Source organism: Plantactinospora sp. CNZ321 (assembly GCF_004217235.1).
In genome coordinates, this window is sequence record NZ_SHKQ01000001.1 from 3782638 (window position 1) to 3803136 (window position 20499).

The 20499-nt window shown below is 72.3% G+C and carries 17 protein-coding genes; 13 read left to right on the forward strand and 4 right to left on the reverse strand.

Annotated features, from left to right (window positions below; genetic code table 11):
* Positions 1-9 precede the first annotated feature (9 nt).
* Complete coding sequence (locus EV371_RS16550) at positions 10-1101, forward strand: GDSL-type esterase/lipase family protein (protein WP_349337469.1); 1092 nt, start codon at positions 10-12, stop codon at positions 1099-1101.
* A gap of 141 nt (positions 1102-1242) precedes the next feature.
* Here EV371_RS16550 and EV371_RS16555 read toward each other — a convergent pair whose 3' ends face one another.
* Positions 1243-1848 (reverse strand): TetR/AcrR family transcriptional regulator C-terminal ligand-binding domain-containing protein, encoded by a 606-nt coding sequence (locus EV371_RS16555; RefSeq protein WP_130462833.1) that lies wholly within the window; start codon positions 1846-1848, stop codon positions 1243-1245.
* Positions 1849-1942: 94 nt separating this feature from the next.
* On the opposite strand from EV371_RS16555, the gene EV371_RS16560 reads away from it, so the two are divergent.
* Entirely contained in the window at positions 1943-3106 is a 1164-nt protein-coding gene (locus EV371_RS16560) for a PQQ-dependent sugar dehydrogenase (protein ID WP_130462834.1), read from the forward strand.
* A gap of 105 nt (positions 3107-3211) precedes the next feature.
* On the opposite strand, the gene EV371_RS16565 is transcribed toward EV371_RS16560, so the two are convergent.
* Positions 3212-4891, reverse strand: coding sequence for a glycoside hydrolase family 43 protein (locus tag EV371_RS16565; RefSeq protein ID WP_486484648.1), 1680 nt, complete (start codon positions 4889-4891; stop codon positions 3212-3214).
* 245 nt (positions 4892-5136) lie between these two features.
* Between EV371_RS16565 and EV371_RS16570 the strand changes: the two genes are divergently transcribed.
* The gene (locus EV371_RS16570; RefSeq protein ID WP_130462836.1) at positions 5137-5751 is read left to right on the forward strand and encodes a DUF4232 domain-containing protein; all 615 of its coding nucleotides are present in this window, start codon (positions 5137-5139) and stop codon (positions 5749-5751) included.
* A gap of 127 nt (positions 5752-5878) precedes the next feature.
* Here the strand turns inward: EV371_RS16570 and EV371_RS16575 are convergent, their stop codons facing one another.
* Positions 5879-7297 (reverse strand): glycosyl hydrolase family 18 protein, encoded by a 1419-nt coding sequence (locus EV371_RS16575; RefSeq protein WP_130462837.1) that lies wholly within the window; start codon positions 7295-7297, stop codon positions 5879-5881.
* 248 nt (positions 7298-7545) lie between these two features.
* Positions 7546-8304, reverse strand: a complete 759-nt coding sequence (locus EV371_RS16580) for a zf-HC2 domain-containing protein (RefSeq protein ID WP_130462838.1) — start codon at positions 8302-8304, stop codon at positions 7546-7548.
* A 174-nt stretch (positions 8305-8478) separates the two neighbouring features.
* Between EV371_RS16580 and EV371_RS16585 the strand changes: the two genes are divergently transcribed.
* The 10 genes from EV371_RS16585 to EV371_RS34350 all read left to right on the forward strand — a co-directional run bounded on the left by EV371_RS16585 (position 8479) and on the right by EV371_RS34350 (position 20461).
* The gene (locus EV371_RS16585) at positions 8479-9060 is read left to right on the forward strand and encodes a sigma-70 family RNA polymerase sigma factor (protein WP_130462839.1); all 582 of its coding nucleotides are present in this window, start codon (positions 8479-8481) and stop codon (positions 9058-9060) included.
* A gap of 611 nt (positions 9061-9671) precedes the next feature.
* Positions 9672-10964, forward strand: a complete 1293-nt coding sequence (locus EV371_RS16590) for a cytochrome P450 (RefSeq protein ID WP_130462840.1) — start codon at positions 9672-9674, stop codon at positions 10962-10964.
* A 517-nt stretch (positions 10965-11481) separates the two neighbouring features.
* Complete coding sequence (locus EV371_RS16595) at positions 11482-12141, forward strand: helix-turn-helix domain-containing protein (protein ID WP_165436717.1); 660 nt, start codon at positions 11482-11484, stop codon at positions 12139-12141.
* Positions 12142-12456: 315 nt separating this feature from the next.
* Positions 12457-14997 (forward strand): nitrate- and nitrite sensing domain-containing protein, encoded by a 2541-nt coding sequence (locus EV371_RS16600; protein WP_130462842.1) that lies wholly within the window; start codon positions 12457-12459, stop codon positions 14995-14997.
* A 20-nt stretch (positions 14998-15017) separates the two neighbouring features.
* Positions 15018-15395, forward strand: a complete 378-nt coding sequence (locus EV371_RS16605) for a roadblock/LC7 domain-containing protein (protein ID WP_130465975.1) — start codon at positions 15018-15020, stop codon at positions 15393-15395.
* 204 nt (positions 15396-15599) lie between these two features.
* Positions 15600-16799: an ABC transporter substrate-binding protein gene (locus tag EV371_RS16610; protein ID WP_130462843.1), complete on the forward strand. Its 1200-nt coding sequence runs from the start codon at positions 15600-15602 to the stop codon at positions 16797-16799.
* Positions 16796-17713, forward strand: coding sequence for a branched-chain amino acid ABC transporter permease (locus EV371_RS33835; RefSeq protein WP_349337474.1), 918 nt, complete (start codon positions 16796-16798; stop codon positions 17711-17713). The genes EV371_RS16610 and EV371_RS33835 overlap by 4 nt, the downstream gene beginning before the upstream one ends.
* Positions 17710-18780, forward strand: a complete 1071-nt coding sequence (locus tag EV371_RS33840) for a branched-chain amino acid ABC transporter permease (protein WP_207230517.1) — start codon at positions 17710-17712, stop codon at positions 18778-18780. Before EV371_RS33835 ends, EV371_RS33840 begins: the two co-directional genes overlap by 4 nt.
* The gene (locus tag EV371_RS34345) at positions 18777-19565 is read left to right on the forward strand and encodes an ABC transporter ATP-binding protein (RefSeq protein ID WP_130462844.1); all 789 of its coding nucleotides are present in this window, start codon (positions 18777-18779) and stop codon (positions 19563-19565) included. Before EV371_RS33840 ends, EV371_RS34345 begins: the two co-directional genes overlap by 4 nt.
* Positions 19565-20461: a branched-chain amino acid ABC transporter ATP-binding protein gene (locus tag EV371_RS34350; protein WP_130462845.1), complete on the forward strand. Its 897-nt coding sequence runs from the start codon at positions 19565-19567 to the stop codon at positions 20459-20461. The genes EV371_RS34345 and EV371_RS34350 overlap by 1 nt, the downstream gene beginning before the upstream one ends.
* Positions 20462-20499: the final 38 nt, after the last annotated feature.

The following is a 20499-nucleotide window of genomic DNA, read 5'->3' on the forward strand; positions in this document are numbered from 1 at the left end:
TGGGTGGCTATGTCCACGACCATGCGCCGCTGCGCCGGCGTCCTGCTGGCGGTCGTCCTGGCGACCGCGGCTATCCTGCTGCACACCGGCCACCGGGTGGAGGCGGCGGCCGGGGTCCGGGTGCTTCCGCTCGGCGACTCGATCACCGACGGCTTCAACGTGCCGGGCGGATACCGGATCGACCTGTGGCAGAAGGTGGTTGCCGGCGGCTACACGATCGACTTCGTGGGTTCCCAGGCCAACGGCCCGGCGAGTCTCGGCGACCGTGACCACGAAGGCCACTCCGGCTGGCGGATCGACCAGATCGACGCGAACATCGTCAACTGGCTCAACACGTACCAGCCGCGCACGATCCTGCTGCACATCGGCACCAACGACATCTTCCAGAACCGCGACCTGCCCAACGCCCCGAACCGGCTGGCCGCGCTGATCGACCGGATCACCACCACCGCGCCCGAGGCGAAGCTCTTCGTCGCCACGATCGTCCCGGCCGGGTCCGCGAGCACCGACGCCCAGGTGCGCAGCTTCAACGCGGCCATCCCGCAGATCGTGGCGAGCCGGGCGAACGCCGGTCGGCAGGTGTACCTGGTCAACATGTACGCGGCGCTGACCACCGCAGACCTGGCCGACGGCGTGCACCCGAACGCGACCGGCTACAGCAAGATGGCCACCACCTGGTACAACGCCCTGCTGGCGGTGCCCGGCAGCCTCACCGACGGCGGCGTCACCCCGACGCCCACCGCCACCCCCAGCGCTCCGCCGACCGGCGGTCCCACCACCCCGCCCACCACGCCGCCCACCACGCCACCCGCCGGTTGTACCGCGACGGTGTCGCTGAACTCCTGGACCGGCGGCTTCGTCGCGACCGTACGGGTCACCGCCGGCTCGGCCGGCACCAACGGTTGGACGGTGAGTGCCACCCTGCCGTCCGGCACCACGATCACCAATGCCTGGAACGCCCAGCGCAGCGGCAGTACCGGCGCTGTCCAGTTCACCAACGTGAGCTACAACGGACGGATCGCCGCCGGGCAGTCGACGGAGTTCGGCTTCCAGGGCACCGGTAGCGGCGCGGGTCTCACGCCGAGCTGCGTCGCCAGCTGACCTGCCGACCGCTGCGCGGGGCATCGCGCACCGGCTCCGGACGCGCCCGGCCGACCCCGCCGAGCGCGTCCGGAGCGCGCCTCGGGGGGCGCGCCGGGCCGGTCGCCACGGTCCGGACGGGGACGGTCGCGCTCGTCGCCGTCACGCGCCCCGCGGTGCCGCCCCGTAGAGCGCGTGGTCGACCAGGCGCGCGACGATCGACTCGTCGAACGGCACCCTGAGCACGAGCAGGCGGTGGTAGCAGGCACCCCAGAGCTGGTCGACGATGACGTCGAGGTCCGCGTCGGCGCGCAACTGGCCCTGTCGCTGGGCGGCCCGCAGGCGTACCCGGGCGAGTTCGCGACGGGGCTGCGCGTAGCTTTCGGACCACGCCTGGGCGAGCGCGGGATCCAGTTGGGCCGCCCCGACGAGCTCCGAGACGGGCTTCTCCGCGCCTTCGTCCTTCAGCAGGCGTACGAACGCGCTCAGCTGTGTGATCAGGTCAGCGCGGAGGTCGCCGGTGTCCGGGAAGTCCAGCATGCTCCGGCTCTGCGCGAAGTACGCCTCGGCGGCGAGCGCGCCCGGTGACGGCCACCACTTGTAGAGCGTCATCTTGCTAGAACCGGCCTCGGTGGCCACGCGGTCGAACGTCACCGCTCGCATGCCGTCTCGCAACAGGATGCGCCCCGCCGCGGCGAGCACGGCGGCGCGCACCTCGGCAGCCGGCCGGCGGCCGCGTCCCCGTCGGGTGGCAGGGCTCTCGGGCATTCCACGATCCCTTCTTGTGGACTCCTTGTACATTTCTGTGCGACGGCAGTAGTGTACAGGTTGTCCATATCTTGCCGCTTACTGGAGGTAGATCATGGTGGACAGCCCAGGCGGACCCCTTCCGGCTCGACCTTCCCGGTGGCGTGCGGCGGTCGTCGCCGCGTCGCTCGCCGGAGCGCTCGGCGGCTGCGCGGACCCGGCCGGCGAGTCGGGGGCAGGTCCACTCCGGCCGGCACGGTCGACCGCCGTCCCGGGCGCCGGAACCGCCACCCTCGGCGAGCCGGTCGAGCTGACGACGGGCCTGGAGGCGCCGTGGGGACTCACCTTCCTGCCGGACAGGTCGGCGCTGGTCTCCGAGCGCATCAGCGGGGAGATCGTCCGGATCCCCGCCCGCGGCGGCGATCCGCAGACGGTCGGGGTCGTGCCCGGCGTGCGGACGAGCGCGGAAGGCGGACTGCTCGGCATCGTCGCCTCCCCCGGGTTCGCGACCGATCGTACGGTCTTCGCATCGGTCTCCGGAGCGGACCAGAACCGGATCGTGGCGCTCACCATCGCCGACGACTACGGTTCCCTCGCGGTCGACCGGGTGCTGCTCGACGGCATCCAGACCGCCGACCGCCACCACGGCGGCCGCATCGTCGTCGGACCGGACGGACACCTCTGGATCGGCACCGGCGACGCCTTCGAGCCGGAGAACGCCGCCGCCGACGGATCACTCAACGGCAAGATCCTGCGTATCGCGGTCGACGGTTCCGTTCCCCGGGACAATCCGGGCCAGTCGCCGATCTACTCCAGCGGCCACCGCAACGTCCAGGGGATCGCTTTCGGACCTGACGGCACGCCCTACGCCTCCGAGCTCGGGCACCGCACCTGGGACGAGGTGAACGTCCTCCGCGCGGGCGCCGACTACGGCTGGCCGGAGACCGAGGGCATCGCGGGATCGACGGGCGAGCCTCCGATCGCCACGCTCCACCCCGACGACGCGAGTCCGTCGGGCGTCGCGTACGCCGAGGGGTCGCTCTGGATCGGCGCGCTCGGCGGCCAGCGGCTCTGGCAGCTCCCCGTCGAGGGCGGGGCCGCGACGGCCGATCCGATCGCCCACCTGACCGGTGACTACGGCCGGATCCGGACCGTGGAGGTCGCTCCCGACGGGGCACTGTGGCTGCTCACGTCGAACACCGACCGCGCGACCTGGGGCGGCACCGAACCACGGGCGGGCGACGACCGCATCCTCCGGGTCGAGGTGACCGGGCGATGAGCCCGCCGTGACCGGGCCGGTGGAACAACGGGGCCACGGGCACCGGTTCCCGGTACCCGTGGCCATCGGACGAGGGCCGCCCGGGCGCCCCGGGGGTCGGCCGGATCAGCCAGGCTCGACAGTCCGGTACGTCGCCGCGTCGAAGTCGGCGTACGCCCCTTCGGCGCCCAGGTCCTGCACCCAGAGCCCGACGAAGGCGCCGGTGAAACCCCACGCCTCCGGCTCGCCGTCGCCGGTGCTCCGCGACGTGTACTCGTCGGAGAGGATGGTCGCGTCGAGGTCGACCGGAAACTCGTGCCACCCGTCGGCCGACGGCGCAGCACCCTCCGATGTGGAGTCGACCGAGTAGCCGAACCTGACCAGTGGGCCGTCGAGGCGGACCCGCAGGCGTACCCGGTCCACCCCGGCGACGTCGACCCGGCAGCCGGGGTGCTCGACCAGCCGACCGCTGTCGCAGGTGAGCACGTCCAGCACCCGCCGGCCGTCGTCGTCCGCCGTCATGTGCAGGTAGTGCCAGTTGCCGGTGTTGTAGTACGCCGTGATGCCGGCGAGCTGCCGGAAGGTGCGCGGCCGGAACTCCATGGTGGTGTCGAGGACGCAGTGTGTGGCGGTCACCCGGCGGGCGACCAGGCTCGGCCGCTGCCGGCCCACCGGGGACTGCCCGCCGTAGACCCGCAGGTGCGATCGCCGGGCGTTGAGCCGTACCCAGTCGTGGGTGGCCGGGCGGCGCAGGGTCGACCAGTCCGGTCCGAGTACCGGATCGTCGAAGTCGTCGTGTGCGGCGTACCCCTGCCGGTGGTCCCCGGTCGTCCCCGCCGGGGGTCGTCCGGCGCTCGGGGCAGCGGGCGGTGCGGGCACCGTCTCGGCCGGAACGCCGCCGTCGATCCGTGGCCAACCCGCCTCGTCCCAGGTCACCGCCTGGATCGCGGTCTCCCGGCCGAGCACGCACCGGCCCAGCGGGGAGTACGGCCGGGCCGCCAGGTGGGCCATGAACCACTGCCCGTCCGGCGTGCAGACCAGGCTGCCGTGCCCGGCCTTCTGCAGCGCGAGGTCGGGGCGGCCGGCGGAGGTGAGCATCGGCCCGCCCGGCGCCACCTCGTAGGGACCGGTCAACGCCCGTGACCGGGCGACGGTGACCTGATGCGGCCAGCTGGTGCCGCCCTCGGCGGTGATCAGGTAGTACCAGCCGTCCCTGCGGTAGACCCGCGGCGCCTCGGTCAGCCCCGCGGCGGTCCCCTCGAAGATCGTCCGCTCCTCGCCGACGAGCCGGCCGGCCGCCCGGTCGTACCGCTGGAGTTGAATGCCGGCGAACCGGTTCCGCCCGGGGCGCCAGTCCGCGGCCATGGTGAGCAGCCAGCTACTGCCGTCCTCGTCGTGGAACATCGACGGATCGAAGCCACGCGCGTGCAACGCCACCGGGTCGGACCACGGCCCGGCGAGGTCGGTGGCGGTGGTCAGGTAGTTCTGTGAGTCCCAGTAGCCGCCGGCGAAGCTCGACACGTCGGTGAAGACGAGATAGAACACGCCGGCCCGGTAACTCAGGTCGGGGGCCCAGACCCCGGCCGAGTCGCCGGCACCGCCGAGGTCGAGCAGCCGGCGCTCGGTGAGGATCCCGCCGAGCGGGCGCCAGTGCACCAGGTCGGTGGAGTGGTGCAGGCGTACCCCGGGATACCACTCGAAGGTCGAGGTGGCGATGTAGTAGTCGGTACCGACCCGCAGGATGCAGGGATCCGGATGGAAACCGGGCAGCACCGGATTGCGGATCAGGCCCTGTTCGTGGGGCACGGCTTCCGGCTCCGTTCTCGCGGATGTCATGTCGTCCCTTCCCCCGGAGTCCCCGTCCGGCGTCAACCAACCGCCATCATGCCCATCGAGATCCAGATTCGGGATCCCGCCGGCGATACGCGAGCCGCCGGCGGTGACGTTCCCGGCCGGCCGGGGGGTCGGTACTGATATCGTGCCTGCTCGCGGCGGGTCCGTACCGCCGACAGGCCGGTGGCGTGCTCGACGGGACTGAAGGGGATGATCATATGACCCGCGTCCTCGGCGCCAGCACGGGCATGCCCCGCCGCGGCGAGTCTCGGCCGCCGTTCCCGCTCGGGTGGACCCGCCGGCTCGGCACCCTGCTCGGGGCGGCCGTGCTTCTCGTCGGGTGCGATACCCCGAACCGGCCGCCGATCCCGGAGCCGACCCTGACCGGCGATCCGTCCCCGACCGCCGCCGAGTGTCCCGACGGCTTCCTGATCACCGCCGGCGAGGTGGAAGCCGCGCTCGGCCTGCGGGCGCTCGGGATCGAGCTGCGAAACTGCGGAGCGGCACCTTACCGGCTCGACGGCTATCCGGTGGTGCGGGTGCTGGACCAGGAGCGGCGGGCGCTCGACGTCACGGTCGGCAACGGGTCGGCGCCGGTGAGCAGCCCGGACAGCTACGACGTGCCACCGCGCCCGGTGGTACTGGACCCGGGCGAGTCGGCGCGGGCCCGGGTGCTCTGGCGGAACACCGTCACCGAGTCGACCGAGCAAGCGACGAACGCGAGCTACCTGGAGATCGCTCCCGGGCCTGAGGCGCCGGCCCAGCTCGTCGCGCCGCGTGGCGGGATCGACCTGGGCACCACCGGCCGGCTGGCGGTCAACGTCTGGCGGTGAAGATAGGGTTTCGGCTCAAGGCGGCAGGACGTCCATGTCCTTGCAACGGCTGACGGTCGAACGTCGGCGACCGTACGCAGCCGCCGGCCCGGCCGCTCGGGGCGACCGGGCCGGACGCGGGCCGGGATCAGGCCGGAAGCCGCCAGACCTGGTTGGCGCCGCCGAAGCAGTCCCAGATCTGAAGCCGGGTGCCGTCCGCCGAGCTGTTGTCGGTGGCGTCCAGGCACCGGTTCGAGGCCGGGTTGCGCAGGGTGCCGTTGGCCTGCGCCTGCCAGGCCTGCGCGCCGGTGCCGTTGCAGTCGTAGAGCTGCACCTTGGCTCCGTTGCCGGTCGCGGCGGCGGTGACGTCGGCGCACTTGCCGAGCGCCCGCAGGGTGCCGTCGGTGCCGACCGTCCAGCGTTGGGCGTCGGTGCCGTTGCAGGTGTAGAGCTGGATCGCCGTGCCGTTCGCGGTGGAGGCCGCCGCGACGTCGACGCATTTGCCACCGATGCCGGTGATCTGGCCGGTCCGGCCGCCCGGTGGCGTGCCGCCGCCCAGCACCGTGTCGTAGATGGCACTGACCAGCGATGTCGCGTTGTTGGTGTCCTGGGACAGCTCCCAGTTCATCATCCCGCCGGCGTTGGCCATCGCCCACTGGGTCTTGCGCTTCACCGTCGGGATGCCGTTGTAGCACTGCTGTGCCCCGCCGGCCGTGGTGCAGTCCCGGTTGGCGTTGGCCGGGTCCATCGCGACCAGCGCGGAGTAGGTGTAGTAGCCGGGCCGGCTGTAGAAGGGTACGCCGAGCACCGCCTTTGCGGCCGGCAGCCCGCGCGACTTCCAGCCGTTCACGGCGTTGACCGACCAGTCGTAGTTGGCGTGCGGGCTGCCGCCGTCGTACGCCATGATGTTCAGCCAGTCGACGTAGCCGAAGACGGCCGGCTGCACCCCGGTGACGGTACCGCCCTCGGAGACGACGGCGGCGGTGAGCAGCTTGCCCCGGCTGCGCAGCGCTTCGCTGAGCTGCCGCATGAGTGCCGTGAAGTTGTTCGCCGAGGTGCCGGGGTCCGGGTACTCCCAGTCCATGTCGACACCGTCCAGGTTGTACTGCGACACGAAGCCGAGCACGCTGTTCACGAACGTGGTGCGGCTGGAGGCGTTGCCGGCGAGCGCCTCGAACGCCGAGTCGTCCCCGTTGTTCCAGCCGCCGATCGCGATGGACACCTTGACGTTGCTGCTGTGCGCCCGTGACACCAGCGAGGAGAGCTTGCCCGGGTTCTCCACGGCCCGCAGCGTCCCGTTCGGGTTCGGCAGTACGAAGGCGTAGTTGATGTGGGTCAGCTTGGTGTACTGGACGGCGTTGACGTCACCGGCCCAGCTCGGCAGGTAGCCGACGCTCTTGAAGTTGTTGGGCAGGACCACGGCCTCGGCGGGGGAGAGCGGCGCGAGTGCGACGGCGGTGCCGGTCGCGGCGGTGGCGATCGCGAGCGCTGCGGTGCACCACCTGGACCGGACGCCGGAGCGGCGTCCCGGCGGGTTGTCCGGGTTGGCGCTCAGGATGCGTGACATCGACGTTCCCTTCTGTCGCAGGCACCTCAGCGGCTCGATCCGACCCGGTGGGGGTGGAGCCGCGGCGGCACGGCGGCGAGGGGCCGGCGCGGTACCGGTGAAGCGGGATCGGATAGACGTCGTTGAGTTGCTGAGATTAGGAAAGTTAACTAATAATGTCAATGCGTCGGCCGGGTCCATTGCCCGTTCCGGCGAGCCGGTTGTTTCGGCGCGGCCGCAGGCCAGTGCACGGCCTGGGCAGGGGGCGGTCAGGCCGCCCGGTGGTGGGTGCGGGCCCGCGCCGTATTGGGGCGGACCAGCCGGAGGCGCGGCGGCGCCGGCTCCGGCTCCTCGTCGAACCTCGCCCGCCAGCCCGGCCGGGTTCGCCCGCCGTACCGGGGCGGCGGCTCGCCCGAGTCGATGGTCGGACGGGACAGACCGAGGATGATCAGATAGCCGGCGAGGATCAGCCCGTGACTGAGGATCCGGCTGGGGTCGACCCGGCCGGCGATCGCATCGTTGACGGAGAGCAGGGTCAGGACGGCGACGAACGCGGTCAGCGTGGGCACCAACCCCACCGGCCGGGTACGGCGAAGCGCGATCCAGGCGAAACCGGCGCCGAGCGCGACGTTCCAGGCGGCCGACTCGTGCCACAGGTGGTCGGGCCCGCCGCCGAACACCGCCTGGAAGCCGTGCCGGTGCCCGGCGTCGCCGATGCCGGCGATCTGCGCCGCGCCGAGCAGGAACTGGGCGACCCCGACCACGCCGAGCGCGACCCGGAGCGCTCCGGCCAGCCGGGCTACCGGGCGAGCCGGCCCGGGCGCGGCGGCGAGGATCCGATCGTCGATCTCCAGCGGCGGCCCGACGACACTGGTCCGGGCCAGCCTGTTCAGTGCCGTCGCGCTCTCCAGCCAACTCCGGCACCGGGCACAGCCGGCGAGATGACGGTCCAGCCCGGCCCGCTCGGCCGGGTGCTCCTCGCCGTCCAGCCGGGCCGACAGGGCTTCTCGATACTCTTCGCACCCCACACACCCATAGTCGGCTCTGACCGGCCGACGGTTCCCTCCGGGGTAAGCATTCTGCCGCTGACCGGCGCGACCGGGCCGGGTCGACCCTTCCGGATCTCCATGATCAACGCGCAAGGCGATCAGATGCCGACCGGGGGTATCGGCGGCGACTGTCGTTGCCGGTAGCTTTGGGGCATGCGTCCCTCCGGCGTCGACAGCGACGAGATCACCAGGCTGGCGTTGGCTGCCAAGGCCGGCGACCGCTCGGCCGCGGCGGCATTCATCCAGGCGACCCAGCACGATGTGCGGCGGTTCGTCTCCCACCTGGTGGGTGCCGGTGAGGAGGAGGACCTGGCCCAGGAGACCTACCTGAGGGCGATGCGCGCGCTGCCCCGCTTCGCGGCCAGGTCGTCTGCGAGGACGTGGCTGCTCTCGATCGCCCGGCGGGCCTGCGCCGACCACATCCGGACGGCGATGCGTCGTCCCCGGATCGCGTCACTGCCGGACTGGCAACTCGCCGCCGACGCCGCGCTGGCCCGGGGGAGCACCGGCTTCGAGGGTGCCGTGGAACTCAACCGGCTGCTGGCGGACCTGCCGCCGGACCGGCGGGAGGCGTTCGTCGCCACCCAGATCGCCGGGCTCAGCTATGCCGAGGCGGCCGAGGTCTGTGACTGCCCGGTCGGCACCATCCGGTCCCGGGTGGCCCGGGCCCGGGAGGAGTTGGTCGCGGCGATGCTGGCGGACGGCTCGGGCCGCCGGCTCCGCTCGACGAGCTGACCCGCCCGCGCCGTTCCCCGGCGGCCACCCGAGGTAGCCGCCGTAGCCGTGCAGATTCATCGCGAACCTGATGTTCCGGTGCGCCCCCGTCCGGGTTGGCGGTGGCCGTCCACCATTGTCTCGCAGAACGTGAACCTCTTGACGGGTCGTCGAGGCGAGTGACTGTCTCGATTGGGCATTGTCGAGAATCTACCCAAACGATCGCTCAGGATGAGCTGTTTCATCGCAATGGTCCGGCCCCTTGACGGGCCGCGTGCCGGACCGGCGGCGGCCGCCGGCGAGAGGGGGTGCAGGGCGCGGATCCGCCGGATCCGGTGACTCCGGGTGACGTCCGGCCGGTGCGGGTTCGCCCAGGAAGCAAGGTGCCTCCCGCAACTTGCACTCCCGGCGGCCGGTCCGCTTCCGACCCGGCGCCACCGGCGCGTCGACCGAGCGTCAATACAATGGCACAAACCAATGCCTTGACTTACCGTCTGCCACAGCGCATCGTGAGGTTCCCAGATGTCGTTGGAAGTTGCGGGGCAACCCATTCCGGTGGACGAAGTATTGCCATCGGAACCCTGTCATCGAAACCCCTGCGACAGCGCCCGATCATGGGCCAGGAGGCGGCCATGGAACTCAGCCCGTTCGCTGGTTACTATCTGACCGACCCGGCCAGGGTGTGGCGGGATCTGCTGGACCGTCCCGAGAGCGTGCACTACGCCGAGGATCTGGGCATGTGGTTGATCACTCGGCACGAGCACGTCCGGCAGGCGTTCGGCGACGCGGACAGTTTCGGTAACGCGCTCACATTGGCGCCGGTGTACGAGATGTGTCCCGAGGCCCTCGCGATCGTGATGCGGCTCGACGCTCCGCCGACCACGGCCGCGGCGGACTCCCCGGTGCACACCCGCACCCGGCGGGCGTTGCGGGCCACCTTCGCCAACACCGCCCCCCGGGTCGCCGCCCAGTACGGGCCGCTCGTGCGGCGCCGGGTCGACGAACTCGTCGACGCCATCGTCGCCCGCCGGGGCGAGGTCGTCGACCTGATCGGCGAGTTCACCGCCCTGCTGCCACTGCTGGTGGTGCTGGACATCCTCGGCGTACCCGATCGGGACACCGCGCGGATCCGGCAGTGGGCCGACGGGCAGATCGCCCTGGTCTGGGGCCGGCCCGACCCCGCCGAGCAGGTACGCCTGGCCCAGGGGCTGCTCGACTTCTGGCACTACTGCCAGGACCTGGTCGACCAGCGGGCCGCCGGTGACCTCGACGGCGACGACTTCGTCTCCCGGGCCCTGCGCTACCGCGACGGCGACGACGGGGTCCTCACCGTCGCCGAGGTCGCCAGCATGGCGTTCAACCTCCTCGTCGCCGGTCACGAGACCACCGCCGGACTTCTCGCGCACGGCCTGGAACAGGCGCTGTCCACACCGGGTCGGTGGGAGCGGATCGCCGACGACCCGGGCAGTGTCCAGGCCTTCCTGGAGGAGGCGCTGCGGTTCGGCCCGGCCATCGACGGTTGGCTGCGGGTGACCCTGCGGCCGGTCACCGTCGGCGGCGTCACCATCCCGGCCGGGCAACGGTGCCTGCTCCTCATCGGAGCCGCCAACCGCGACCCGGCGACGTTCACCGGTCCGGATCGGTTCGATCCGGACCGGGACGACGTCAGGGAGCATCTCTCCTTCGGTTACGGTCCGCATTTCTGCATCGGTGCCGCACTCGCCCGCCTGGAGGCCCGGATCGCGCTCGTGCGGCTCGCGGAGGCAATTCCCGGCTTGCGCCTGGTCCCCGGTCACGTAAGTGCCTACAAACCGAATGTCGCGTTCCGTGCGCATCAGGCGCTGCCCGCCGTCATCGATATCGGCAGTGCGCCGAGGGAACGGCGGGAAGATCCACCCGACCCGCTCGGCGCCCGGGCCGCCTAGCCGATCCCGGGCGGACCGGCAGATTCGCCGCCCATCCCGGCAACGGCGCCGCTGTTGTTCGGCGATGATCGCGGGATCGGGGATGTCGGTGTCCGAACGACCGGGGCGGCGGCACTGGAGGGTCGGGGATCACGTTCTGTCAGTGAACGGCCAAGCATCGATGGCGGTCGTCGTGTAGGCGGACGCTCGGGGGCCTTCGATCTCCGACCGATGATTGCGGAGTGTCGCCATTCGTCGCTCGCGGCGGATGGGATGAATCCGGGCAACCGGCGGCGTCCGTCTCCTTTGTAGATCATTTGGCTACCGTCAAGTAGATCGGCGTGCGAGGTTTTTCACTCACCGTCAACGACGAGGGGCGCGTAAGCCTTCACACCCGTCGCTCCCCAGGTGAGAATTGGCCCCGGCAAATGCCGGGTCATGATCTTTTCAGTGCGTCTCATGATCTGGTGCGAGAATCGGATCGCTGACCAACGAAGGTGAGCAAATGGACGCTGCGTCGTCAGGTACCGCAGAATCGATGGCCACCCGACAGTTCCAGCGCGAACTGCGTCGCTGGCGTACCCGTAAGGGGCTGACCCAGCGCGCTCTCGCCGACCGTGTGCGGTTCAGTCGGGAAACTGTGGCGGCGGTGGAGGCGGGTCGCCGCTACGGCAGCCAGGAGCTCGCCGTGCGCTGTGACGACGTACTCGGGACCGGGGGCCTGCTCGCCGCGCTCTGGCCACAGGTGGCGGTCGAGCAGATCGCCGCGGACGGGCGGCGCGGGCCACGCGGCGCCGCGGCCGGACGTGCGGCCCCGACCGGCCCCGATGCCGACCAGCAGCCGGCCACCCTCGGGGAGCGACAGTCCGTGGTGGAGGCGATCGACGAACTGCGGGACCTGATCGACCAGATGCTGCGGGTCCACTTCCCGGCGGAGTCCGACCGGCGCCCGGCGGAGGCGCACCGGCTCACCGAGGAGGCGCACCGGCTCGCGACGCAGCTGCACCGGTGGCACGAGGACGACGCGGGTCCCGCGGACGATCCGACGGTCCGCGACGGCGACCTGGAGCCGCCCCCCTCGGTGGAGGAGCCCCGGCAGCCGGCGGCCGGCGCGCGTCGGCCGGCCGGCGAGGTCCGTCGGCCCTATGTCGAGTCCCACCGGCGAGACCGGGTCGGCGCCCTGCGTCGCCGGCGCTGAGCCCCGCGCACCCAGACTGAGTCGTGAAACAGCAGTGAGGTCGGTCGGCGGAGGGTGTCGATCGGCCTCCCGGATATCGCTGCCTGCGGAAGTAACTCCCTGTTCGGCGGTGGGTACAGATAGTGGTACGAGCTGTTTGTACCACCGTTAACCCTGTTGTCCGCCCCGCCGGTCCGGCGCAATGGGACTTGCTAACTGCAAGATGCAAATCTCCTCGATGACGAGCCGTGGGAGTCAGTCTTGGCCTCGACCACCCGATCCCACGCGGCCCGACCCCAGCCCGTACGCCGACGCGGCTGGAAGATCGCCTCCCGGATGCGCATCATCGTGGCCGCGCCGCTGGTGGCGGTCGTCGGGTTCGCCGGACTCGCCCTGGCGGACAGCGTCCGGCGGGCCGGGCAGGCCAGCGACCTCGGCGTACTGACCCAACTGGGCGCCGAAGCCGGCCGGCTGGCCTACCAGCTCCAGCGGGAACGGGCGGCCGCGGCCGACCTGTTGACCGGCGCCACCGACCGCCAGCAGGACACCTATGCTCGGCAGTCCGCCGCCACCGACGAGATCGTCGCGCGCTACCAGCGGCAACGTGCGCTCGCTCCCGGGGTGGACGCCGGACCGGCCAGCGTACTGTCCCGGATCGACAACACCCTGGCCGGTTTGGCGCCGCTGCGCACCCAGGTGCGGACCGCCGCGCACGCCGCCGTCTCGGCCACCACGTTCAGCTATCGGATCATCATCGCCGACCTGCTCGCGTACCGGGAGTCGATCGCCCAGGGCGTCGCCTCGGCCGAGGTCGCGGACGGGATCCGGGCCGCCGCCGCGCTGTCCAAGACCGCGGAGGCGCTCGGCCAGCAACAGGTCGCGGTACTGCGGGCCATCGCCGCCGGCCAACTCGCCCCGGCGATGCAGCAGGACATCACCGCCGCCCGGACCGGCTTCACCGAAGCCAGCCAGGCCTTCCTCGGCCTCGCCCCCGGGCAGTGGCAGGTGTGGTGGGAACAGGCAGGCAGCGGCAAGGAGGCGCTCACCCTGCAACGCCTCCAGGACCAGGTCTCCCGGGCCGAGATCGGCGCCCCGCTGGAGGTGGGAACCAACGCCTGGATCGGTGCCACCCAGGGCTGGGCCGCGCGGCTGTTCGAGGTGCAGCAGCGGGTCGATGCCGCCGTGCTGGCCAGGGTGGACGCGGCCCGGGTGGAGCAGCGCTGGCGGGCCGTTGTCGAGGGCGCCGCGATGGCGGTCGCGCTGCTGCTGACCGTACTGGTCACCTGGGCGGTCGCCCGGCAGATCACCCGACGACTGCGGCGGCTGCGGGACGCGGCGCACTCCGTGGCCTACACCGAACTGCCGGCGATGGTCGCCGAACTGCGCAGCCTCGACAGCGCCGGCATCCATCCGGAGGCCCTCGCCCGCGCGTCCGCGTCCACCCTGGAGGCGACCAGCGACGACGAGATCGGAGAGGTGGGGCAGGCGTTCACCGCCGTGCACCAGGCCGCCGTCCGGACCGCCGCCGAGCAGGCGGTGATGCGGGCCAACACCGCCGACATCTTCGTCCACCTCAGCCGCCGCGAGCAGCGCCTGGTGGACGCGGTACTGGCCCAGGTGGACAAGGTCGAGCAGGACGAGACCGACCCGGAGCGGCTACAGCAGCTCTACACCCTGGACAGCCTCGCCACCCGGATGGGACGGATCAACGCGAGCCTCCTCGTGCTCGGCGGGGTGGGCGTCGGACGGGTACGCCACGAGGACGTACCGATGCAGAAGGTCGTCCAGGCGGCGCTGTCGCAGATCGAGCACTACACCCGGGTCCGGATCGGCGTCGTCGACCCGGACGTGGCGGTGGCGGCCGACAAGGTCGACGAGGTGGTGCACCTGCTCGCCGAGCTGATGGACAACGCGACCAGCTACTCGCCGCCGGAGACCGAGGCCTGGGTGACCGCACGCAGTCTCGGCGACCGGGTCATCGTGCAGGTCAGCGACGAGGGTGTGGGGCTCTCGCTGCAACGGCTGGCACAACTCAACGACCTGCTGGCCAGGCCACCGGCCACCGACGTGGCGGCGGTCCGGGCGATGGGTCTGGTCGTGGTCGGCCAACTCGCCGGCCGGCTCGGGGTCGCCGTCGAACTACGGCCCGGTCCCAGGCTCGGCACCATCGCCGAGATCTCGCTGCCGGCGACGCTGATCCGCCCCGTCCCGCCGGAGACCCAGGTGCTGGCGCCCGGCCGGCTGTCGACGATGCCGGAGAGCCGGGTACGCGGCACCGCCGAACCGGCCGCCGCGACGGCCACCCCGAACGGCCCGGCTCGGCGGCAAGCCTCGGACCGGGCGCTACCGGCGGCCGGATCGGTGTTCCGACCGCCGGCCCAGCGGAGCGGCCGGGGCGACGATCCGACCCAGGAACTCGTCATCTTCGAGCAGGTCAACAACTGGTTCCGCACCGACCGGTCGGGCACCCCGGTCGGGACACCCACGGGCAACGGCGCGGGCAGCCCGGCGGGGGGCGCTCCCGAGCCGGCCGGTACGCCGTCGGCCGGTGCCGCCAACGGGGCCGACGGAGCCAACGGCGGCTACACCGCCACGGGCTGGCAGACCCGGGGTGACGAGGGGTGGCGAGCGGCTACCGGGCTGGTCAACCCGGACATCTCCGCGACCACCCCGTCGGGGCTTCCGATCCGTCAGCCGCAGCGGCACCTGGTGCCGGGCGGCGTCGCCCCGCCACCCGAACAGCAGCCGGTCTCGGAGCACCGCGACCCGGCCGAGGTGGCCAACGCGATGGCCGCCTACGCCCGGGGCGTGGCCGCCCGCCGTCCCAAGCTGGTGAACGCCTCGGCGACAAGCGACGCGACAGGGAGTGCTACGTGAACCAACGAGATCTCGGCTGGATGCTGGACAGTTTCGTCGAGCGGGCCCCGGAGGTCAGCCATGCGATCGCCATCTCCAGCGACGGCCTGATGGTGGCGTCCACCCGGAACCTGCCACCGGACCGGGCCGACCAGCTCGCGGCCACCGGCAGCGGCCTGGTCAGCCTGCTCCGGGGTGCCGCGGGGTTCTTCGAGGCGGGCGCGGTGATCTCCAACGTCACCCAGCTGGAGGGTGGCTTCATGTTCTCGATGGCGTTCAACGACGGTGCCTCGCTGCTCGTCCTCGCGGCGCCCAGCTGCGACGTCGGCAAGGTCTCCTACGAGATGACGGAACTGGCGAACCGGATTGGAGACGTACTGACGCCGGCGGCCCGGGCCGCGGTCGCGCAGGGACGCTGACGGCCTCCGGCGCACTGGCCGGCCGGCGCACCCGTCGTCCGGTGCCGGTTCGGGGGCACGTGCCCGAACCGACCCGGCCGCGACCGGTCGCCGGGCAGAGTCACCGGCCCGGCACCGCGCCACCGGCGGCCTGCGTCGGCCGGGCGGGCACCACCACGACCACACCCTCCCCACAACCTTCCTCACCCCTCGACTGGAGAAGTTATGCCTTTCCCCACCGGTACGAGCCGGCGTCGCGCCCTGACCGGGGTGCTGCTCGCCCTCGGGTTGACCGTGGCCAGCGGCGCCTGCAACAGCGGCGACGACGCCGGCGGCACGCCGGGAACGATAAAGATCGGCCTGCTCGCCTCGCTCTCCGGCACCTACGAGGCGGTCGGCACGGAGATGCGCGACGGCTTCGAGCTCTACCTGCGGATGCACGACGGCAAGCTTGGCGGTCACAAGGTCGACCTGATCGTCGCCGACGAGGGCAACGGCGCGCAGACCGCCGTACCCGCGGCGACCAAGCTGATCAAACAGGACCGGGTACAGGCGCTCACCGGCATCGTCGGTGGCGGCTCGGTGGCCGGAGTCGCCCCGGTGCTCGCCGAGGCGAAGATCCCGTTCGTCGGCTCGAACGCCAGTCCGGCGCTGAAGGACGTCTCCCGGTCCTGGTTCACCTCCTACCTCTCCGACGAGCCGGGCGCGGCGATCGCCGAGTACGTCCGGGACAACGTCAAGGGCGAGGTCTTCGCGATCGGCCCGAACTACCAGGGCGGCTGGGACGAGCTGCGCGGCTTCACCGACACCTTCAAGGAGATCGGCGGCAAGCTCGCCAACCCGGACGGCAAGACACTCTGGACGCCGTTCCCGCAGACCACGAACTTCCTGCCGTACTTCGCGCAGATCAAGGCCTCCGGTGCCGAGGCGGTCTTCACCTTCTACGCCGGTACCGCGGCGGTGGACTTCGTGAAGCAGTACGCCCAGTCGGAGATCAAGGACCTGCCGCTCTACGCCGCCGGCTTCCTCACCGAGGGCGGTGTGCTGAACGCCCAGGGCGAGGCGGCCCGGAACATCTACTCGGTACTCAACTACTCGCCCGACCTGGACAACGCGGAGAACCGCTCCTTCGTGGCCGCCTGGAAGGAGGACCACGACGGATCGCCGACCACCTACGCGATGGCCTCCTATGACGCGGCGGCGGTGCTGGACAAGGCGATCGGCGCGGCCGGCGACAACCCCACCCCGGAGGAGATCAACAAGGCGATCGCCGGGCTCGGCCAGATCGACAGCCCGCGCGGCACCTGGCAGTTCTCGAAGCGGACGCACTCGCCGGTGCAGAAGTGGTACCTGCGGCAGGTCCGGCAGGACGGGCGGGCGCTGTCCAACACCGTCGTCGGTGACCTGGCGACCGTGGGCGGATGATGGTCCAATCGGCACGGCTGCTCGGCCCGGTCGACCCGTACCTGATCCCGGCTCTGGACGGCGTCGCCTACGGGTTGCTGCTCTTCGTCGCGGCATCCGGACTGGTGTTCTGCTTCGGCGTGGCGAACATCCTCAACCTGGCGCACGGGCTGCTGTACGCGATCGGCGCGTACCTGGCCGCGGCGGTGCTGGACGGCGGCTGGGGCAGCCTCCTGCTCGCCCTGGGCGTGGGGACGCTGGCGGCGGCCGGCGCGGGGGGCCTGCTCGCGGGCCTGCTCGCGCCGGTCGCCCGGCGGGACCATCTGACCCAGGCGCTGCTGACCTTCGGGGTCGCGCTCGGCGGGGGTGCCCTGCTGGTCACCGCGTTCGGTCCGGACAGCCTCCCGGTGCGCATCCCCGCCGCGCTGGACCGTTCGGTGGAGCTGGCCGGGCACCGCTACGCGGCGTACCGGCTGGTCTTCATCGGGGTCGCGGCGGTGATCGCGGTGCTGCTCTGGCTGGCGGTGGCCCGGACCCGGGCCGGGATGCTGGTCCGGGCGGCGGTCGACGACGCCGACATGGTCGCCTGTCTCGGGGTGAACCCGGCCCGGATCCGGCTCGGCGTGCTCGGCGCGGCCGGCGCGCTGGCCGGTGCCGCCGGGGTGCTCGGGGCACCGATCATCGGGCCGGCACCGACCACCGGCGACACCGTGCTGCTGCTCTCCCTGGTCGTGGTGGTGCTCGGCGGCCTCGGCTCGGTCCAGGGCACCCTGCTGGCCGCCCTCGCGGTCGGCGAGATCCAGAGCCTCGGCGTCGCGCTGGCGCCGACGGCCGCGCCGTTCCTGCTCTTCGCGGCGATGGCCCTGGTGCTCGCCGTCCGGGCCCGTGGGCTGCCCGGTCGGTTCCTGCGGCTCCGCCCGGGGAGCACGCCGTGACTCCGGCCCCCCGGCGCTGGCTGGGCCGGGCCGTGCTGGCCGGCGGGCTCGCCGCCGCTGTCGCGGTGCCCTGGTCGGTGGACGCCTACACCACCTCGCTCTTCGCCCGCACCCTGGTGCTGGGGCTGGTCGGGGTGAGCGTGGCGCTGCTGACCGGTCTCGCCGGGCTGCCCACGCTCGGCCAGACCGGTCCGTACGCCGCCGGTGCGTACACCAGTGCCCTGGTCGCGATGCACGTCTCCTCGGTCGGCGTGGTGCAGGTGCTCACCGGTGCGCTGGCCGGGGCGCTGTTCGCCCTGCTCACCGTCCCACTGGTGGTGTACGCCCGAGGCGTCGTCGTCCTGATGATTACCCTGGCCATCGGTGAACTGACGGTGACCGCCGCCAGTCGGTGGAGTTCGGTCACCGGAGGGACCGACGGGCTCGCCGGAATCCCGGCGATCCGGCCCGTCTGGGGCATGGATCCGCTGGCCAGCGACCGGGCACGCTATCTGTACACGCTGGTCGTGGTCGGGGTGGTGATAGCGGCCATGGTGATGTTGTTGCGGACGCCGGCCGGGCTGCTGTTGCGGGCCAGCCGGGACGACGAGGCGCGGACCCGCGCCTCCGGACACCGGGTCACCGGCTACCTGGCGGTGACCTTCGTCGGTGCCGGCGCGGTGGCCGGGGTCGCCGGTTCCCTGTTGATCACCGCGCAGCAGTACGTCTCGCCGGCCGACTTCGGCTTCGACGTCTCCGCACTGCTGCTGCTCGGCGTGGTGATCGGTGGGGCGGCGTCGATCGGTGGCGCGATCGTCGGTACCGCCCTGGTGGTCGCGGTCCGAGACTGGCTCTCCGGCCTGCTGCCCGGGTACGCCCCGCTGCTGCTCGGCGGCCTTTTCGTGCTGACCGCCTATCTCTTCCCCCGTGGCGTGGCCGGTTTCTCGACCGACCTCGCCAACCTTGTCAGGTCCCGTTCGCGGGGCCGGACCGGGCCGGGGGATCGCCCCGGGACGGGAATCCAGGGCCGCCCGTCCCGGGGCGAACCGGTCGGTGCCGCGCACGTGTCGAGCGGGGAGCGGCGATGACGGCACACCTGACGGCAGAGACGGCATCTTCGCAGACGGAGACGGCGCTGCTGACGGCCGAGGCGGTGGTCCGCCGGTACGGCTCGCTGGTCGCGGTGGACCGGGTGGACCTGCGGGTCGCCGACGGCGAGCGGCACGCCCTGATCGGACCGAACGGTGCCGGCAAGACCACCCTGCTCGACCTGGTCGGCGGGGCCACCCGGGTCGACGGCGGCCGGATCCGCTTCGCCGGTCGGGACATCACCCGGCTCGGCCCGGCCCGCCGGGCCCGGATCGGGATCGGCCGGATCCACCAGCGGCCGGCCGTGTGGCCGTCGCTGACCGCGCTGGAGAACGTCGTGGTCGCCGGCTGGCACCAGGCCGGCGGGTTCTGGGGGGTACGCAGCCGGAGCCGGTTCCGGCGGCGGTTGCGTGAACCCTCGATGGCCCTGCTGGAGCGGGTCGGGCTGGCCGGCACGGCGTGGACCACGGCGGCGCACCTGTCCCACGGCGAGCGGCGCCAGTTGGAGATCGCGATGGCGCTGGCCGGCCGTCCCCGCCTGCTGCTGCTCGACGAGCCGGCCGCCGGACTCTCCGGTGTGGAGGTGCACCGGCTGGCCGAGTTGCTGGCGGAGCTGCCCCGGGACGTGTCGGTGCTGCTGGTGGAGCACCGGCTGGATCTGGTGTACGCACTGGCCGACACGGTCACCGTGTTGCACGACGGCCGGCTGGTCGCCAGCGGCGAGCCGGCCGAGATCCGCAACGCGCCCGCCGTCCGGCGGGCCTACGCCGAGGCGGTGCGGTGATGCTGCGGGTGCAGGGCCTGTACGCCGGCTACGACGGCGGCACCGTGCTGCACGACGTCGACGTCGAGGTGCCGGCCGGCACGGTGCAGGCGCTGGTCGGCCGCAACGGTGCCGGCAAGAGCACCCTGGTGCACGCCGTCGCCGGGCTGCTGCGGCCGTACCGGGGAATCGTCTCGGTCGACGGCGCGGACCTGGCCGGCAAGCCGGCGTACCGGGTGGCCCGGGCCGGGGTCGGCCTGGTGCCGCAGGGACGCCGGGTGTTTCCCCGGCTGACCGTGGCCGAGCACCTGACGCTGGCCGCCTCGCTGCGCCGCCGTGCCGGGGCGCGGTCCGGTCCGAACTGGACGGTCGCCGGGGTGCTGGAACTGCTGCCCCGGCTGGCCGAGCGGTTGGGCCACCGGGGCAACCAGCTCTCCGGTGGGGAACAGCAGATGCTCGCCATCGCCCGGGCGCTGCTCACCCAGCCCCGGGTGCTGCTCCTCGACGAACCGGGCGAGGGGCTCGCGCCGGACCTGGCGGCCCGGGTCCGGGAACTCGTGACCCGGCTCGCCGCGGCCGGGTTGTGCATCCTGCTCGTCGAACAACAGCTCCAGCACGCGATCGAGGTCGCCGACCGGATCGCGGTGCTGGACTACGGCCGGCTGGTCTTCGCGGACTCGACGGCCGCCGTGCGCGCCGACCCCGCCCCGGTGGAGGCGGTACTCAGTGTGGCGGGCACGGCCACGCCGGCCGGGACCGGATCGGTCCCGTCCGGCCAGGAGTCGACGGCCCCGACCGGGCCGGACTCCGCTCGCTCCGGGCCAACGGGAGGCCCGGACGTGCTCGTTCCTGGTTCCGACTCCTCGGCGGACCCCGCGTCCGCCCCGACCACATCCTCTTCCTCATCCGCACCCTGAGAACCGTCGGATCCCGACGTTCGTCGTACCGCTGACTC

Coding starts and splice junctions, on each gene's coding strand:
- EV371_RS16550 (WP_349337469.1), top strand. CDS start 10: ATGTCCACGACCATGCGCCGCTGCGCCGGCGTCCTGCTGGCGGTCGTC.
- EV371_RS16605 (WP_130465975.1), top strand. CDS start 15,018: ATGCTGGACAGTTTCGTCGAGCGGGCCCCGGAGGTCAGCCATGCGATC.
- EV371_RS16575 (WP_130462837.1), bottom strand. CDS start 7,297: ATGTCACGCATCCTGAGCGCCAACCCGGACAACCCGCCGGGACGCCGC.
- EV371_RS16595 (WP_165436717.1), top strand. CDS start 11,482: ATGGCCACCCGACAGTTCCAGCGCGAACTGCGTCGCTGGCGTACCCGT.
- EV371_RS16600 (WP_130462842.1), top strand. CDS start 12,457: ATGCGCATCATCGTGGCCGCGCCGCTGGTGGCGGTCGTCGGGTTCGCC.
- EV371_RS16560 (WP_130462834.1), top strand. CDS start 1,943: ATGGTGGACAGCCCAGGCGGACCCCTTCCGGCTCGACCTTCCCGGTGG.
- EV371_RS34345 (WP_130462844.1), top strand. CDS start 18,777: ATGACGGCACACCTGACGGCAGAGACGGCATCTTCGCAGACGGAGACG.
- EV371_RS16585 (WP_130462839.1), top strand. CDS start 8,479: ATGCGTCCCTCCGGCGTCGACAGCGACGAGATCACCAGGCTGGCGTTG.
- EV371_RS16555 (WP_130462833.1), bottom strand. CDS start 1,848: ATGCCCGAGAGCCCTGCCACCCGACGGGGACGCGGCCGCCGGCCGGCT.
- EV371_RS34350 (WP_130462845.1), top strand. CDS start 19,565: ATGCTGCGGGTGCAGGGCCTGTACGCCGGCTACGACGGCGGCACCGTG.
- EV371_RS16590 (WP_130462840.1), top strand. CDS start 9,672: ATGGAACTCAGCCCGTTCGCTGGTTACTATCTGACCGACCCGGCCAGG.
- EV371_RS33835 (WP_349337474.1), top strand. CDS start 16,796: ATGATGGTCCAATCGGCACGGCTGCTCGGCCCGGTCGACCCGTACCTG.
- EV371_RS16610 (WP_130462843.1), top strand. CDS start 15,600: ATGCCTTTCCCCACCGGTACGAGCCGGCGTCGCGCCCTGACCGGGGTG.
- EV371_RS16570 (WP_130462836.1), top strand. CDS start 5,137: ATGACCCGCGTCCTCGGCGCCAGCACGGGCATGCCCCGCCGCGGCGAG.